General features: G+C 68.0%; 12 protein-coding genes. 6 read left to right on the top strand and 6 right to left on the bottom strand.

All coding sequences use genetic code 11. From position 1 onward, the window contains the following. Window positions 1-286 precede the first annotated feature (286 nt). Together gcvP and gcvT are read right to left on the bottom strand one after the other, a co-directional pair. Window positions 287-3,202, bottom strand: coding sequence for an aminomethyl-transferring glycine dehydrogenase (gene gcvP / locus BSY238_RS10775; RefSeq protein ID WP_069040614.1), 2,916 nt, complete (start codon window positions 3,200-3,202; stop codon window positions 287-289). 106 nt (window positions 3,203-3,308) lie between these two features. Further along, entirely contained in the window at window positions 3,309-4,433 is a 1,125-nt protein-coding gene (gcvT, locus tag BSY238_RS10770) for a glycine cleavage system aminomethyltransferase GcvT (protein WP_069040613.1), read from the bottom strand. 175 nt (window positions 4,434-4,608) lie between these two features. Between gcvT and BSY238_RS10765 the strand changes: the two genes are divergently transcribed. The 6 genes from BSY238_RS10765 to BSY238_RS10740 are packed head-to-tail and all read left to right on the top strand — an operon-like array spanning window position 4,609 to window position 11,809. Further along, window positions 4,609-5,292: a TetR/AcrR family transcriptional regulator gene (locus tag BSY238_RS10765; RefSeq protein ID WP_069039141.1), complete on the top strand. Its 684-nt coding sequence runs from the start codon at window positions 4,609-4,611 to the stop codon at window positions 5,290-5,292. Next, complete coding sequence (locus BSY238_RS10760) at window positions 5,285-6,331, top strand: efflux RND transporter periplasmic adaptor subunit (protein WP_083224018.1); 1,047 nt, start codon at window positions 5,285-5,287, stop codon at window positions 6,329-6,331. The genes BSY238_RS10765 and BSY238_RS10760 overlap by 8 nt, the downstream gene beginning before the upstream one ends. Further along, complete coding sequence (locus BSY238_RS10755) at window positions 6,328-9,456, top strand: efflux RND transporter permease subunit (protein WP_069039140.1); 3,129 nt, start codon at window positions 6,328-6,330, stop codon at window positions 9,454-9,456. Before BSY238_RS10760 ends, BSY238_RS10755 begins: the two co-directional genes overlap by 4 nt. 17 nt (window positions 9,457-9,473) lie before the next feature. Further along, window positions 9,474-10,127: a protein-L-isoaspartate O-methyltransferase family protein gene (locus BSY238_RS10750; RefSeq protein WP_069039139.1), complete on the top strand. Its 654-nt coding sequence runs from the start codon at window positions 9,474-9,476 to the stop codon at window positions 10,125-10,127. Window positions 10,128-10,137: 10 nt separating this feature from the next. Further along, window positions 10,138-10,461, top strand: coding sequence for a rhodanese-like domain-containing protein (locus BSY238_RS10745; RefSeq protein WP_069039138.1), 324 nt, complete (start codon window positions 10,138-10,140; stop codon window positions 10,459-10,461). A gap of 4 nt (window positions 10,462-10,465) precedes the next feature. Then, on the top strand, window positions 10,466-11,809 hold the full coding sequence (locus tag BSY238_RS10740; protein WP_190295009.1) for a TolC family outer membrane protein: 1,344 nt from the start codon (window positions 10,466-10,468) through the stop codon (window positions 11,807-11,809). 16 nt (window positions 11,810-11,825) lie between these two features. Here BSY238_RS10740 and BSY238_RS10735 read toward each other — a convergent pair whose 3' ends face one another. The 4 genes from BSY238_RS10735 to BSY238_RS10720 form a co-directional block, all read right to left on the bottom strand. Continuing rightward, window positions 11,826-12,212: a hypothetical protein gene (locus tag BSY238_RS10735; RefSeq protein ID WP_069039137.1), complete on the bottom strand. Its 387-nt coding sequence runs from the start codon at window positions 12,210-12,212 to the stop codon at window positions 11,826-11,828. Between the two features lie 2 nt (window positions 12,213-12,214). Then, the gene (locus BSY238_RS10730; protein WP_069039136.1) at window positions 12,215-14,344 is read right to left on the bottom strand and encodes a protein kinase domain-containing protein; all 2,130 of its coding nucleotides are present in this window, start codon (window positions 14,342-14,344) and stop codon (window positions 12,215-12,217) included. A 2-nt stretch (window positions 14,345-14,346) separates the two neighbouring features. Further along, complete coding sequence (locus BSY238_RS10725; RefSeq protein ID WP_069039135.1) at window positions 14,347-15,219, bottom strand: Tll0287-like domain-containing protein; 873 nt, start codon at window positions 15,217-15,219, stop codon at window positions 14,347-14,349. Window positions 15,220-15,410: 191 nt separating this feature from the next. Further along, window positions 15,411-15,797, bottom strand: coding sequence for a DUF1232 domain-containing protein (locus BSY238_RS10720; RefSeq protein WP_069039134.1), 387 nt, complete (start codon window positions 15,795-15,797; stop codon window positions 15,411-15,413). Window positions 15,798-15,845 lie beyond the last annotated feature (48 nt).

Below are 15,845 nucleotides of genomic sequence, written 5' to 3'. Positions count from 1 at the left end.
GTTCGCGCGCGAACCGGATCTGGCCGCGCGGGAGTTGTCCTTGTGGGGAGCTGTCCTTGTGGGAGCGGCGATCCACTGCTGGCCCTGCATGGCCAGCCGGCTCTGCGGGCGGCGAGCAGTGAGGTTTTTGTGGGAGCGGCGGCCTCGCCGCGATGCGCACTTTGCAATACGACCATCGCTGCACGATCGCGGCGAGGCCGCCGCTCCCACAGGGCCGCTCCCACAGGGCCGCTCGCACAGGGCCGCTCCCCAGGGGCCACTCCCGCAGGGCGGCACCCGTTGCCGCTCAGCTCGCCGCCTCGTACTCCGACATCGGCGGGCAGGTGCACACGAGGTTGCGGTCGCCGGCGACGTTGTCGACGCGCGCGACCGGCGGCCAGTACTTGTCGCGGTCGATCGACGGGTGCGGGAAGAAGGCTTCGCGACGGCCGTACGGGCGGTTCCACTGGTCGGCGATCAGCAGCTCGTGGGTGTGCGGCGCGTGCTTGAGCAGGTTGTCCTCGCGATCGGCACGGCCGGCTTCGACCTCGGCAATTTCAGCGCGGATGTGGATCATCGCGTCGCAGAAACGGTCGATTTCGGCGCGGTTCTCGCTCTCGGTCGGCTCGATCATCATCGTGCCGGGTACCGGGAACGAAACGGTCGGCGCATGGAAGCCGTAATCCATCAGCCGCTTGGCGACGTCTTCCACCGTGATGCCGCACGCGTCCTTGATGGCACGCAGGTCGATGATGCATTCGTGCGCCACGCGACCGTGCTTGCCGCTGTACAGGATGGGGTAGTGCGGCGCCAGACGGTGTGCGATGTAGTTGGCGTTCAGGATGGCGACCTGGGTGGCGCGGCGCAGGCCGGCCGCGCCCATCAGCGCGATGTAGGCCCACACGATGGGCAGGATGCTGGCCGAGCCCCACGGTGCCGCCGACACGGTGCCGATGGTGCCGTCCGCCCCGGCCACCGGATTGACGCCCTGCACCACCGGATGGTCGGGCAGGAAGGGCGCCAGGTGCGGCGCCACACCGATCGGCCCCATGCCGGGCCCGCCGCCGCCGTGCGGAATGCAGAAGGTCTTGTGCAGATTCAGGTGGCACACGTCGAAGCCGATGTCGCCCGGACGCACCAGCCCGACCATGGCATTCATGTTGGCGCCATCCATGTAGACCTGACCGCCGTACGCGTGGATCAGCGCGCAGATGTCGCGCACGCCTTCTTCGAACACGCCGTGCGTGGACGGGTAGGTCATCATCAGCGCGGCCAGCCGGTCGGCATGCTGTTCGGCCTTGGCCTGGAGATCCGCTGCGTCGATATTGCCGAGCGCGTCGCAGGCGACCACGACCACCTCCATGCCGGCCAGCACCGCGCTGGCCGGGTTGGTGCCGTGCGCGGAGGCCGGGATCAGGCAAACGGTGCGATGCAGGTCACCGCGCGTGCGGTGATATTTGCGGATCACCAGCAGGCCGGCGTATTCGCCCTGCGAACCGGCGTTCGGCTGGAACGACATCGCGGCGAAGCCGGTGATTTCGCACAGCCGCTCTTCCAGTTCCTCGAACAGCTGCTGATAGCCCTGCGCCTGTTCCAGCGGCACGAAGGGATGCAGTGCGGCGAACAGCCGGTAGGTGACCGGCGTCATTTCGGTGGTCGAATTGAGCTTCATCGTGCACGAGCCGAGCGGAATCATCGCCCGGTCGAGCGCGATGTCGCGCGTGGCCAGCCGGCGCAGGTAACGCATCATTTCCGTTTCGGAGTGATAGCGGTTGAACACCGGGTGGCTCAGGATGGCGCTGTCGCGCTGCAATGCCGGCGGAATGCAGTCGACCACACGCGCGTCGAGCTGCGCCAGATCGAGCAGTGCATCGGCGCGCGTCGAGAACACGGCCAGCAGGTTTTTCAGCTCGCTGCGCCGCGATGTTTCGTCGAAGGCGGCCGACAGGTGGTCGGCATCGATGACGTGCAGATTGAAGCCGGCGGCGCGGGCGCGCGCCGATATGCGACGCGCGACCCCGGGCACACGCACCTGCACCGTGTCGAAGAAGCAGTCATGCACGACGTCGAAACCGAGTTCGCGCAGACCGAGCGCGAAGATCGTCGCCATGCGATGAACCCGGTCGGCGATCGTGCGCAGGCCTTTCGGACCGTGATACACCGCGTAGAACGCGGCGATCACCGCCAGCAGCACCTGTGCGGTGCAGATATTGCTGTTCGCCTTTTCGCGCCGGATGTGCTGCTCACGCGTCTGCAGTGCCATGCGCAGCGCCGGCTTGCCCTGTGCGTCGGTCGACACGCCGATGATGCGGCCGGGCATCTGCCGCTTGTGTTCATCGCGGCAGGCGAAGAAGGCGGCATGCGGGCCACCATAGCCCATCGGCACGCCGAAGCGCTGCGCGCTGCCGAACACGATGTCGGCCCCCATGCCGGCAGCGCCCATCGCGCCCGGCTCCTTCAGCAACACCAGTGCCAGCGGGTCGGCCGCGATCGCCGACAGCGCGCCGGCGGCGCGGGCTGCGGCGATCACCGGCTCCGGATCGCGCAGCCGCCCGCTCGAACCCGGGTAGCTCGCCAGCACGCCGAAGTAGTCGCCCTCGACGCCGGCCCACGGATCGCACACGACGACTTCGATGCCCAGCGGCTCGGCGCGTGTGCGCACCACGGCCAGTGTCTGCGGGTGGGTGTCGGCATCGACGATGAAGCGCGGCGACTTCACCTTCGAAATGCGATGCGCCATGGTCATCGCCTCGGCCGCCGCCGTCGCCTCGTCGAGCAGCGACGCATTGGCGACCGGCAGGCCGGTCAGATCGATCACCATCTGCTGGAAGTTCAGCAGCGCTTCCAGCCGGCCCTGCGAAATCTCGGCCTGGTAGGGCGTGTAGGCGGTGTACCAGCCCGGGTTCTCCAGCACGTTGCGCTTGATGACATTGGGCGTGATGGTGTCGTGATAGCCCATGCCGATCAGGCTGGTGTGCAGTTCGTTGCGCGCGAACATGCGACGCAGCGCGTCATCAACGACCCGCTCGGAACGCGGCGGCGGCAGGTTCAGCGGCGTGTCCGACAGGATGTCGTCCGGGATGGTCTGGGCGATCAGTTCGTCCAGACTGGCGACGTCGAGTGCCGCCAGCATGACGGCGAGATCGCGCTCGTCCGGACCGATGTGGCGGCGGATGAAATCTCCACGGTCTTCCAGCGCTTCGAGGGTGGGGCGTTTGGTCATGGTCAACAGTCCTTTCCGGGCCGCTTCTGGCAGTCCCTGTGTGAAGGTACCGGTCGCCGCCCCCCGTGAAGGGCGTTGACCGGAGTCGAGTGGGCAGTGTGGCGCTTCAGCGTCGGTAGCGGGTGGGTACGAAGGGCATCGAGGTGAGGGAAACGGATACCGACTGTCCGCGCGAATCAATGTGCAGCGCTTCGCCGGACAGTTTCACCGCCCGGTCGAGATAGCCCATGGCCACCGGCCGGCCCAGCGTCGGGCTGTGGTTGCCGCTGGTGATGACGCCGACTTCCCGGCCGTCTGCGCCGAGCAGCTTCGTGCCGGCGCGCTGTGGCGCGCGGCCGTCCGGCAACAGTCCGACGCGCACGCGCGGCGGCGGTTCCTGAAATTCGCCGAGAATGACGGCTGCACCGGGGAACCCTCCGGCACGCGCACCACCGGCGCGGCGCGCGGCACCGACCGCCCAGCCGATCGATGCCGACACCGGCGTCGTCGTGTCGTCGATGTCGTTGCCGTACAGGCACATGCCGGCTTCGAGGCGCAGCGTGTCGCGCGCGCCCAGTCCGGTCCAGCGTACGTTTTCGTGGTCGAGCAGTCGCTGCGCAAACCGGGCAGCCGACGCCGCAGGCAGCGAAATTTCGAAGCCGTCCTCGCCGGTGTAGCCGCTGCGGCTGATGCGCAGCGCCACGTCGCCGTACAACGCGGTGCGCACATCCAGAAAGCGCATGACGGCCACGTCAACCAGCGGCTGCAGCACGCTTTCGGCCAGCGGGCCCTGCAGCGCGAGCAGCGCAAGGTCTTCGCGCAGCGCGTACTGGCAATCGGCGCCAGGCAGGTGCGCGGCCAGCCAGGCCAGCACGTCGGCGCAGCGCGAGGCGTTGCACACCACGTGAAAGCCGTCGCCCAGCCGCTGGATCATCAGATCGTCGATGAGGCCGCCGGCCGTGTTGGGCAGCAGTGAATAGGTCTGGCGGCCGGGCGGCAGCGCGGCCAGATCGGCGGTGGTCAGCGATTCCAGCCAGGCGCAGGCGCCACTTCCGGTGACGTCGATCTGCCCCATGTGCGACACGTCGAACAAGCCGGCCTGGCTGCGCGTGTGCAGGTGCTCCTGGAGGATGCCCGGCGCGTACTGGATCGGCATCGACCAGCCGGCGAACGGCACCATCTTCGCCCCGGCGGCGAGGTGAAGGTCGTGGAAAGGCGTGCGCTGCAGTGCGGCCTGATCCGGGATTGCCATCGTCAGAATCTCCTCGGTGGCGGGCCGGAGGGTGACCGGTCCGCGGGTCTGCCGGCCGGGTAGGCCAGCGAGGGCGCGATGATGCCACGCCCGGTCGGCACGCAACGAATGCCGCTTCATATTGACGCGACCCGGTTATTAACTGAACATTCAGTCATTAAAAGCGCGTCACCCTATGTCAGAGCACTCGCCCCTGCTTCCCGTTCCGGATTCCGCAGACTCGCATCCGCTCGTCCGGCGCGGCCGGCCGGCACTGGTCGACCCGGCCACGCTGGTGGCGTGCGCGCTCGACCTGTTCGTCGAAAAGGGCTACGCCGCGACCCGCCTCGAGGACGTGGCGCTTGCGGCAGGCGTATCCAAGGGCACGCTCTATCTGTATTTCGATTCCAAGGCCGCACTGTTCGCCGCTGTCGTGCGCCAGGGGCTGGTGCCGGCCCTGGCCGGCGGTGAGGCCTTGCTGGACAGCCATCACGGCAGCGGCGCCGACCTGATGCGCGAACTGCTGTGGGGCTGGTGGCGACTGATCGGCGCCACGCGGCTGGGCGGGCTGCCCAAGCTGATGGTCGCCGAAGCACGCAACTTCCCGGACATCGCCGAGCTCTACCACCGCGAAGTGATGGCGCGCGGCTGCGTACTTGTCGGCCGCGCCATCGATTACGGCCATGCGCGCGGCGAGTTCCGCGTGGCCGGCGACCCCTGCACGGTGCAGGCCGTCATGGCGCCGCTGCTGCTGCGCGTGCTGATGAAACATTCCTTCGGCTGTGTCGATCACGCTGCGCCTGCGGGGGATGCGTCTGCTGAATCGACCGACATTGCCGCTTCCATCGAATTCGTCATCCGGGCGCTCGAACATGACTGATTTTTTCCGGCAGGCCGCGCGCGCTGCCGCGTTCTGCCTCGGCTTCACCGTCTTCGCCGGCCACGCGCAGACCACGGCCACGCCGCCGACTTCGCCTGCCGTCGTCTTCAAGCCCTTCGCCGAGGTCGCCACCTACCCCGGACGCGACGCGCCGGCGCAGGCAGTGGCGCTGAACCGCACCCAGCTCGCAGCCGAAGTGAGTGCCCGCGTGGCGTCGACGCATGCCGACCCGGGCGAACGGGTGAACAAGGGGCAGGTGCTGGTGCGGCTCGATACGCGTGACTACCAGCTCGCGCTGGAGCGCGCGCTGGCGCAGCGCAAGGCGGCCGAGGCGCGTCTGGCGCAGGCCGACGCGCAATTGCGCCGTACGCGAACGTTGCAGGCACAGAATTTCGTGTCGCCCGAGGCGCTGACCCAGCGCGAAACCGAAGTCGAAGTGGTGCGCGCCGACGTGTCGGTGGCGGCCAATGCGGTCGATCTGGCACAGCGCAATCTCGACAAGTGCGTTCTGCGTGCGCCCTACGACGCCATCGTGCGCACGCGTGACGCATCGGCGGGTTCGCTGGCCGGCGCCGGCATGGTGCTGATGACGCTGGAAGATGCGACGCGGGTCGAGGTGAGCGCCCGCGTGGCGCCGCGCGACCTGGCGTCGCTGCGCGCCGCGAAGTCGGTCGAGTTCGTGTCGCCGGCCGGACGCAGCGCGGTGCGCATCGCCCGCGTGTCGCCGGCCATCGACGACGCCAGCCGCACGCACGAGGTGCGCGCCGCCTTCACCGGCACGCGTGCGCCGGCGGGGGCAGAAGGCCGGCTGGCCTGGACGGATCCGGCGCCGCACGTGCCGGCAGAACTGGTGACCCGGCGCGACGGTAATGGCGGTCGCAGCCTGCTCGGCGTATTCGTGCTGCGCGACGGTGCAGCCCGCTTCGTCGAACTGCCGGGTGCGCAGGAAGGGCGCCCGGCCGCGACCGATCTGCCGCTCGACGCCCGCATCGCAACCGAAGGCCGCAACAGCCTGCGCGACGGACAGAAAATGCCATGAGCGCCTACGCGCGTTTCATCAGCAATCATCCGCTGGCCAACATCACCTTCGTCGTGGTGCTGCTGCTCGGCCTGATCAGCTACCTCGGGCTGCCACGCGAGCAGGACCCGGAAATCAATTTCAACTGGGTGCAGATCACCGCCGCACTGCCCGGCGCGTCGCCGGAAGACGTCGAGAAGCGGGTGCTGCAGCCGCTGGAGGACGCGATCAAGAACGTGTCCGACATCCGCTTCATTTCGTCGGCGGCGCGCGACGGACTGGCCGGCATCCTGGTGCGTTTCGACGACATCGAGCCGGCGGTGTTCGACAAGCGCATCAATGACCTGCGGCGCGAAATACAGAACAAGGCGCGGGCCGAACTGCCGGTCGAGGCGAAGGAACCGCAGATCATCGAGGTGACCAGCTCGAACGGATTCCCGACGGCACAGGTGCTGCTGACCGGACAGGCGGACGACGAGGTACTGCGCGCGATCGGCCGCGAACTGCGCACCGATCTCGAACGCATGCGCGGCGTCGACCGCGTGTTCGCGCTCGGCCTGCACGACCCGGAACTGCGCATCGAGTATTCAGCGCAGGCGGCGCAGGCGCGCGGCCTGCTGCCGACCGACATCGCCGATGGCGTGGCCGGCTGGTTCCGCGACGTGTTTGCCGGCCGGCAGCGCGCCGGCGAGCAGGAATGGCTGGTGCGCGTGGTCGGCCAGGACGCCGATCCGGCCTGGCTGGCCGACGTCGGCGTCGCCGCGTCGACCCGGGGCGGCGCGATGGTGAAGCTCGACGAGGTGGCGGGCGTCGTGCGGGCGCGGGCGCGCCCGACCCAGATGGTGTCATCCGGCGGTCAGGCCAGCGTGCTTTTTTCGGTCAGCAAGAAGGCGGGCGTGAATACGCTGGCCATGGTCGAGCGCATCAACGACTACGTCGAACGCAAGAATGCGGTGCTGACTCCGCAGGGCCTGAAGCTCGAACTGATGGACGACCAGACCGTGCCGACGCGCGAAGCCATTTCCATCATGGAGTGGAATGCGCTGTTCGGCCTGATGTGCGTCATCGGCCTGTGCTGGATTTTTCTCGGCACGCGCATCGCGCTGCTGGTCGGTCTCGGCGTGCCGTTCTCGCTCGCCGGCACCTTTGCCGTGCTGTCGGCCACCGGCGACACGCTGAACATATCCGTGCTGCTGGGCGTGGTGATCGCGCTCGGCATGCTGGTGGACGATGCCGTGGTGGTGGTCGAGGCGATCTACTACCGGCTGCAGCGCGGCGCCTCGCCGATCGAAGCGGTCGCCGACGGCGTGCGCGAGGTGTGGACGCCGGTCGTCGCCTCCGTCGCCACGACGATGGCCGCCTTCCTGCCGCTGATGCTGCTGCCCGGCATCGTCGGCGACTTCATGTTCGTCATTCCATTCGTCGTGACCCTGGCGCTTGCGATCAGCCTGATCGAGGCGTTCTGGATGCTGCCGGCGCATGTGCTGTCGCTCGGCCCGGTGGCACGGGCGCCCGGCCGCGAACAGCGCGCGCGCATCGCCTTCACGCGCGTGCTGCGCCACCGCTACGCGCAGGCGCTGGCCTGGGCGGTGCGCCACTGGATCGTGCTGTGCCTGATCGTTGCCTCGCTGATCGCCGGCGCCATCGGCGCGGCCGCGACCGGCCTGATCAGGGTGCAGTTCTTCGCCTTCGACCCGATGCGCATCTTCTACGTCAATGTCGACATGCCGGCCGGCAGCCCGATCAGCGCCACGCTGGCGCGGGTCGAACAGCTCGAAACCGAAGTACGCCGGCAGATGCAGGACGGCGAGGCACGGCGCATCGCATCGATCGCCGGCGCCAAGTTCACCGACGCCGAAGCCCTGTTCGGCGATTCCTACGGTCAGGTGGTGGTCGCACTGCTGCCGCGTGCCGGGGACGGACGCGAAGTCGGCGACATGGTCGAAGGCATGCGCGCCGCCGTCACCGCCCTGCCCGGCCCCGGCACGATCAGCTTCACCCAGCTGTCGGGCGGGCCGCCGGTGCAGAAGCCGGTCAAGATCCGTGTGCGGGGCGACGACCTGGCCGAGTTGCGCGCCGCCACCGCCGAGGTGCGGCGCATCCTGGAATCAATGGATGGCACGCGCGACATCACCGACGACGACACGCCGGGCCGCCCGCAGCTGGCACTGCGGCTGGACCGCGATGCGCTGCGCGACGCGGGGCTCAGCGCGTCGCAGGTGGCGCGCGCGGTGCGCCTGCAGGTCGAAGGCGAAATCGTCGCCATCACCCGCGATCAGGGTGCAAAACTGGAGGTGCGCGTGGCAGCGGCCGGCGTGACCGACGACGACGTGATGCGGGTGCTCGACGCACCGATCGCACTGCCGAATGGGGGGGCCACCACGCTGCGCGCGCTGGTCGGCAGCGAATCGACGCGGGGCCCCGGCGTCATCAAGCACTACAACCTGCGCCGCACCATCACGCTGGAAGCCAACCTCGATACCGAAAAGCTCAATTCGATCGGCGTCGCCGAGTCGGTGCGCGTCGCGTGGGAAGCCCAGCGCACGCGCTTCCCGCGCACCGATCTCGACTTTTCCGGCGAACTGGAAGACGTGCAGGAAAGCCTGGACGCGATGAAGGTGCTGTTCCTGCTCGGCCTCGGCCTGATCTATCTGATCCTCGCCGCGCAGTTCCGCAGCTACTGGCAGCCGATGATGATTCTGGCCACCGTGCCGCTGGCGTTCACCGGCGTGGCGGTCGGCCTGCTGGTCAGCGGGTCGCCGCTGTCGCTCTACACGCTGTACGGCGTGATCGCGCTGACCGGCATCGTCGTCAATTCGGCCATCGTGCTGATCGACGCCGCCAACGAGCGCCTGAAGGCCGGCATGAGCGTGATGCACGCGGCGATCTACGCGGCGCGCCGGCGCGTCGTGCCCATCATCATCACGACCAGCACGACGGTCGGCGGCCTGTTTTCGCTGGCGGCCGGCATCGGCGGCTATTCGATGCTATGGGGGCCGGTGGCGGGCGCCATCGTGTGGGGACTGGGCGTGGCAACCGTGCTCACGCTGTTCGTGATGCCGGCGCTGTACATCGCCTGCATGCGGCGCAGCGTGCTGCTGCGCCGGGTCGCTGACGCAGCGCAGCAGGCTACAATCACGGCTTGACCGAGGGGATGGAAACAATGGATATCGAGCAGGCTCGCTTCAATATGGTGGAACAGCAGATCCGGCCGTGGGACGTGCTGGATCAGGACATTCTCGACCTGCTGTTCGTCGTCAGACGTGAAAACTTCGTGCCGGCCGCGTTGCGCGATCTGGCCTTCGTCGATACGCCGATTCCGCTCGGCCACGGCGCGGAAATGCTGGAACCCAAGATCGAAGCCCGCGTGCTGCAGGAACTGCACGTGCGCAGCACCGATACGGCGCTTGAGATCGGCACCGGCTCCGGCTACATGGCGGCACTGCTCGGCGCACGCGCCAGTCAGGTGACGACGGTCGAAATCGAACCGGCGCTGGCCGAGCGTGCGCGCGAAAACCTGATCGCCGCCGGCGCGCTGAACGTGCGTGTCGAAGTCGGCGATGCGGCGCAGGGCTGGCCGGTGCATGCGCCGTACGACGTGATCCTGGTGTCAGGCGGCCTGCCGGTGCTGCCGCAGGAACTGGTCGCGCAACTGCGTCCGGGCGGCCGGCTGATCGCTTTCATCGGCGAAGCACCGCTGATGAATGCCACGCTGGTGACGCTGAACGCCGACGGCAGCCAGACGCAGGAAATCCTGTTCGAAACGCTGTTGCCGACGCTGCGCAATGCGCGCGGCGCCCAGCGTTTCGTGTTCTGAGACGCCGTCGATGAAGCAGATGACGGTGGCCGAGCTGGCGGCGTGGCTGGCAGAACCGCAGGGCGAGAAGCCGCAGTTGCTCGATGTGCGCGAAGCGCACGAGTGGGCGATCTGCCGGGTCGAAGGCAGCCAGCACATTCCGATGGGCACCATCCCGTCGCGCCTCGATGCGCTCGATCCGGCGCGACCGCTGGTGTGCATCTGCCACCACGGCGGGCGGTCGATGCAGGTGGCGATCTTTCTTGAGCGCAACGGCTTCGGCGAGGTGTACAACCTGGCCGGGGGCGTCGACGCCTGGGCGCTGCAGGTCGATCCGTCGATGGCGCGGTACTGATGCAATGACCCTGTTGCGACGTCTGTCGCTGTACGCCGTGCTGTCGGCCGCGTTTCCAGCCAGTTTCGCAGTCATGCCGGCGGCGCACGCGGCCGACGATCTGGTCGCGATCGCGCGGGCGGCGCTCGCCAACGATGCGCAATACCAGTCGGCGCGCTCGCAAAGCCTGGCGACCTCCGAGAAGCTGCCGCAGGCGCGCGCCGGCCTGCTGCCCAGCCTGACCGTAAGCGGCACCACGCAATGGAACGACGTGACCGTGAAGCAGCCGGTCAATGCCGCCTCGCAGCACAACTCGCACAACTTCAACTTCCAGTTGACGCAACCGCTGTTCCGCTGGGCCAACTGGGTGCAGTTCGAACAGGGCAAGCTGCAGGTCGCGGCGGCCGAGGCGCAGCTGGCGCAGGCGCGGCAGGACGTGCTGCTGCGTGCTGCACAGGCCTACTTCGATCTGCTGTACGCGCACGACGTGCTGGCGTCGATCGAAGCCCAGAAGGACGCCGCATCGCAGCAGCTCGCACTGGCGCGCAAGAGCTTCGAAGTGGGCACCGTCACCATCACCGACGTGCATGAAGCGCAGTCGCGCTTCGATCTGGCGAACGCGCAGGGCATCGCGGCAGCGAGCGACATCGAAGTGAAGCGCCACGCGCTGTCGCTGATCACCGGTGGCGCACCGGCCGAGCTGCGCCGCATGCGGCGCGACGTCGCGTTCGCGATGCCGGAGCCGGCGCGCATGGACGACTGGGTGGAACGTGCGCAGACCGACGGACTGGCGGTGCTGACCCAGCTGGCGAATCAGGAGATCGCGGCGCGCGAAATCGAGCGCCAGCGTGCCGGCCACTATCCGAGCGTCGATCTGGTGGCGACCTATGGCCAGAACAAGAACGTGGTCACCTTCGCCGGCAACCCGATCTCGAACCAGACCGAAACCGCCACCGTTGGCGTGCAGGTGTCGGTGCCGATCTTCCAGGGTTTCGGGCAGGAATCGCGCGTGCGCGAGTCGGCCTACCTGCTCGACCGGGCGCGCGCCGAGGTCGATCTGGCGCGGCGCAACGCCGCTCTGCAGGCACGTCAGGCCTATCTGGGCGTGGCCAACGGCATCGCGCAGACAGCGGCCCTGCGCGCCGCGCAGGTGTCGTCGCAGTCCGCACTGGATTCGAACAAGCTGGGTTACGAGGTCGGCGTGCGCATCAATATCGATGTGCTCAACGCACAGCAGCAGTTGTTCGCCACGCGGCGCGACATGGCGAAGGCGCAATACGACACGATGCTTGCGCAGCTCAGGCTGAAAGCCGCCGCCGGCCAGCTCGGCGAAGAGGAAATCGCCGTGGTGAATGCGTTGCTCGAGTAGCGCGCGCCCGCGGCCTTCAGCTTGCGGTGCCGCGACTGAACCACCACCACGAAAAGCCGATCGCCATCAGCGCCACGACAGCGATGGCGATATTGCGCTGCATCGGGTAGCGCTCCAGCTTCACCAGCCCGGTGTGAAAGCTGATGTACAGAAAGCCGCCGACGAACAGCGCCAGCACGCCCAGCAGCGTCCACCGGTTGCCCAGACGGCCGGCCGCACGCAGCAGGGTGCCGCACACCAGAATCAGCACGAAGAACGACAGCAGCGACAGCGGCGTGATGCCGGTGCATGAGCGCCCGCCGCAGGCCGGGCAGATCGCCGGCGCCCTGGCGCGCGCCATCAGCTTGACCAGACGCGCAATCGTGTCCTGTCCGCAGTGCGGACAGCGCGAAAGTTTGGCCACCGCTATTTGCCCGCGACGAACGCGGCGCGCTGCACCGGATCGGGAATGTCGCGCGCCAGCTCTTCCAGCAGTGCCTGTTCGGTGCCGGTGCGCTTGAGCGCGCGACCCACCAGAATGCGCGCCACCGGACCGATCAGCCGCGCCAGACGGCGCTCGATGTCGGCGATCACCGCGTCGTCGAGCGGCCGCGGCGCGGACGATACGTAGCGGCTCGACGTGGCGGTCGACGGCAGGCTGCTGCGCGAGGTCGATATGGCACCGGAAGCCGCGGCACCGGACATCGACTGCGATGAGCGCGACGTCGTCGCGCCGGTCTGCACGACGTGGCGCTTCGCCTCGATCAGGAAGCCGGCGCGCTGCGCGTCGTTCGGAATGTGCGCCGCCAGCTGTTCGATCAACTGCGGCGCCGATGTTGCCTGCGGCGCGATGCGCGTCACCAGCACGCGTGCCATCGGCCCGATGTGGCGTGCCAGCAGCGATTCGAGCAGCGGCGTCAGCGCGTCCGGCGCCAGTACAGGTTGCGCGACGTCAGTGCGCCGTGTGATGCCGCTGCGGCTGTCGAGTTCGAACACCTCCTGGCTGCGCGACGCAATCTCGACCCGCTGGCCGGTGATGTGCAGGCCTTCCGGCGCACCGCTGCCCAGCGCCGACACGGTTTCGTAGTAAGCGCGCGACACCAGCACCTGGCCGGCATGCGCCAGACTGGCCAGCGCGCGAGCGGCGTCCAGACCGTCGCCATGCAGGTCGAGCGCACCGCTGCCGGAGCGCGACACGCGCACCGGGCCCAGATTGATGCCCTGCTTCAGACCCTGGCCCGTCGGGCCGCCGTCATCGGCGAAGTCGAGCTTGCGCAGATGCTGGGCGACGACGCAGGCGTCTTCCGGCTGGCCGAGCAGGCACAGCGCGGTGCCGTCCGGCGTGTCGAGAATGAGCCGGCTGTCGGCGTCGACCGAGCGCGCGGCACGCGCCAGCGCATCGTCGAGCTCCGACTTGCAGGCCAGCCGCTGCGCCGTGTCCAGCCGCTGGCTGTCTCCGATCTGCGCATACAGCACGCTGCACACGATGGTGCGCCGCTCTTCCGACGCGCCGATCGCGCGGACCGGCGCAGCGACGGGTGCCGATGCAGCGCCCGCCGCCAGCGGGCCGCGGGCGGTTGCCGGCGCGGCGGTAAACACCCGGCGGAAATCGGCGATGCTGCGCGGTCGCTTGGAATCGTGCGGCTCCAGCCCCCAGTCGATGGCGCGCAGCAGCGAGGCGCCGAACACCGAAGCGTCGGCCAGCCGCGACGCAGGAATCAGCGGGTCGTTCTGGATGCGCGCAGCCGATTCGATCGGACGCTGGCCGGTGACCAGCCAGTACATGACGGCCGACAGCGAATAGATGTCGGTCCACGGCCCCTGATTGCCGTGCGAGTGGTACTGCTCGAATGGCGCGAAGCCGGGCGTGACGATGGCCGTCAGTGTGTGCTCGGTGTCGTGATAGCGGCGGGCGGCGCCGAAATCGAGCAGCACCGGCGTACCGTCGTCGCGGATGCAGATATTGGGCGGCTTGATGTCGCGATGCAGGAAGCCGCCGTCGTGGATCACCTGCAGACCTTCGAGCAGCGGCCGTACGATGGCCAGCAGCGTGACGCGGTCGATGCGCGCGCCACGCTCGCGCACCCACTGGTTCAACGGCCGGCCCCGCTCGTAGTCCATCACCATGTAGGCGCTGCCATTCGCCTCGAAAAAACGGCTGACGCGCACGATGTGCGGATGACGGAAATTGGCCAGCGCGCGCGATTCATCGAGAAAGCGGCGCAGCCCCTGCTCGAACATTTCGACCGCCGGACCGCTGCGCGGCAGCACGCGCTGGCCGTCGCCGCGGATCGCGATGTCGGTCGGCAGGAATTCCTTGATGGCGACCTTGCAGTCGAGCAGCGTGTCGTGCGCCAGATAGGTCAGACCGAAGCCGCCGCCGCCGAGCAGCGATTCGATGCGGTATTCGTTCAGCGCCCAGCCGGCCGGCAGCGCGCCGGGGCTGGCGTTGGCAGTCGGCAGGAAGCCGCTGCCCGCCAGCACCTCGGCGTTCACGCTGTCTTCTGTGAACGACTCGTCCCCGTCACCCGACGGCGGCTGCAGACCGGTCGTCACGGTCAGCTGTCTATCATGCGCATCGCCGTTTCAAGGCTGCGCCGCATGCGGTTGAAGGACGCTCCGAGCACCGACACTTCGTCCTTGCCGGAATCGCGGAACTCGGGCACCGAAAAGTCGCCGGTGCTGATCTGGTCGGCCGCGGCCGACAGGCGCGCCACCGGACGGATGATCAGCCATTCGAGCATCAGGTTGAGCGCCACCATGACGAACACGAACACGCCGAGCAGCGACAGCATGAAGGTGTTGAAGGCACGGTCGGCGTTGGTTACCGGCAGCGTCATCGGCACCGACACCACCTGCGCGCCTATGATTTCATTCAGCTTCCAGCCGAAGCCATTCGCCTCGCCATACACCTTCACCATCGTCGGCGGCGCCGTGGCGGCCGTGTTGTGACAGGCCAGGCAGGCCGGATTGGTGATCTTGATCGGCCGTGCGATATACATGTGGCGGCCGGTCGGTGTTTCGCGCACGCCGGTCAGTTCCTTCGTGTCCTCGGCGTTGCGGAAGCTGGTGACGATGTCCGTTTCCCAGTCCGACGCGCGATCGCGCGGATTGGTCGGGTTCAGCGTCGCCTCCTTGTAGGCGTACTCGGGGTGGTTCTTGCGCAGCTCGTTGATCGTTTCGGTCGCGGCATAGGCCGGCACGGTCTGCGGCAGGAACTGCTCGGACAGCAGCGGATCGAGGTGCGGCTTGATCTGGCTGACCGTGTAGGCGCGAATGGCGAGCGCGGTTTCCATCATCAACCGCGCATTGCGCTCGACCTCGGCGCGCGCATTGTCGTGCAGCAACTGGTGCGACAACGCGGCGCAGGCCGCCAGACCGATAGCGAACACGCCGATCAGCACCAGGTTGAACTTGAGTCTGAGTCCCATCTTCGCAAGGCCTTTCGGTCAGGTGTGGGTGATTCGCAGCGCGTTCCCGGCACGCGCATCACCCACCCGCATTCGACCCGCGGACATGGCGACGCCGGATTGTAAAAGATTGACACCCGGGGAGTAAGGCCGCCGCCCGTCGATGGGCCACGGCAGGAAACAGAAGGCGGGCAGCGCCGCCCGGCTGCCGCTCAGCTATCTGCTTGACCGGCGCCCTGATGATTCATCCACCACCACACGATGGCCGCGATGCTGGCTGCCCACAGCAGCAGCACGATCACGCCGGCGATCCAGTTCGCCGGCAGCTTGCCTTCGCGTGCCCGCGCCCGCGCCGCCTCCATTACATCCGGCGGAATCATGCCGACCACGATCCAGACACCGATCGGCAGCAGGACGACCTCGTCGAGCAGACCGAGCACCGGGATGAAGTCAGGAATAAGGTCGATCGGGCTGGCCGCGTAGGCGAGCAGGAAAAGCAGAAGTATTTTCGCTCGCCGCGGCGTGCGCGTGTCCTGCGCTGCAATCGCAAGCGCCATCAATTCGAGCTTAATAGCGCGGATGCGGTCCTTGAGTCCCATGGCAACCAGGTTTTGTCAGTGTTTTGAGCCCGAATACGATCAAACCAC

Origin of the sequence: Methyloversatilis sp. RAC08, assembly GCF_001713355.1 — a bacterium.
Classification (GTDB): domain Bacteria; phylum Pseudomonadota; class Gammaproteobacteria; order Burkholderiales; family Rhodocyclaceae; genus Methyloversatilis.
The sequence above is the reverse complement of the archived record's forward strand: the minus strand, read 5'-3'. Positions and strand labels throughout refer to the sequence as shown.

What these genes read in the sequence shown, in the direction of transcription:
- gcvP (WP_069040614.1), bottom strand. Translation starts at nt 3,202, where the DNA reads ATGACCAAACGCCCCACCCTCGAAGCGCTGGAAGACCGTGGAGATTTC.
- gcvT (WP_069040613.1), bottom strand. Translation starts at nt 4,433, where the DNA reads ATGGCAATCCCGGATCAGGCCGCACTGCAGCGCACGCCTTTCCACGAC.
- BSY238_RS10765 (WP_069039141.1), top strand. Translation starts at nt 4,609, where the DNA reads ATGTCAGAGCACTCGCCCCTGCTTCCCGTTCCGGATTCCGCAGACTCG.
- BSY238_RS10760 (WP_083224018.1), top strand. Translation starts at nt 5,285, where the DNA reads ATGACTGATTTTTTCCGGCAGGCCGCGCGCGCTGCCGCGTTCTGCCTC.
- BSY238_RS10755 (WP_069039140.1), top strand. Translation starts at nt 6,328, where the DNA reads ATGAGCGCCTACGCGCGTTTCATCAGCAATCATCCGCTGGCCAACATC.
- BSY238_RS10750 (WP_069039139.1), top strand. Translation starts at nt 9,474, where the DNA reads ATGGATATCGAGCAGGCTCGCTTCAATATGGTGGAACAGCAGATCCGG.
- BSY238_RS10745 (WP_069039138.1), top strand. Translation starts at nt 10,138, where the DNA reads ATGAAGCAGATGACGGTGGCCGAGCTGGCGGCGTGGCTGGCAGAACCG.
- BSY238_RS10740 (WP_190295009.1), top strand. Translation starts at nt 10,466, where the DNA reads ATGACCCTGTTGCGACGTCTGTCGCTGTACGCCGTGCTGTCGGCCGCG.
- BSY238_RS10725 (WP_069039135.1), bottom strand. Translation starts at nt 15,219, where the DNA reads ATGGGACTCAGACTCAAGTTCAACCTGGTGCTGATCGGCGTGTTCGCT.
- BSY238_RS10720 (WP_069039134.1), bottom strand. Translation starts at nt 15,797, where the DNA reads ATGGGACTCAAGGACCGCATCCGCGCTATTAAGCTCGAATTGATGGCG.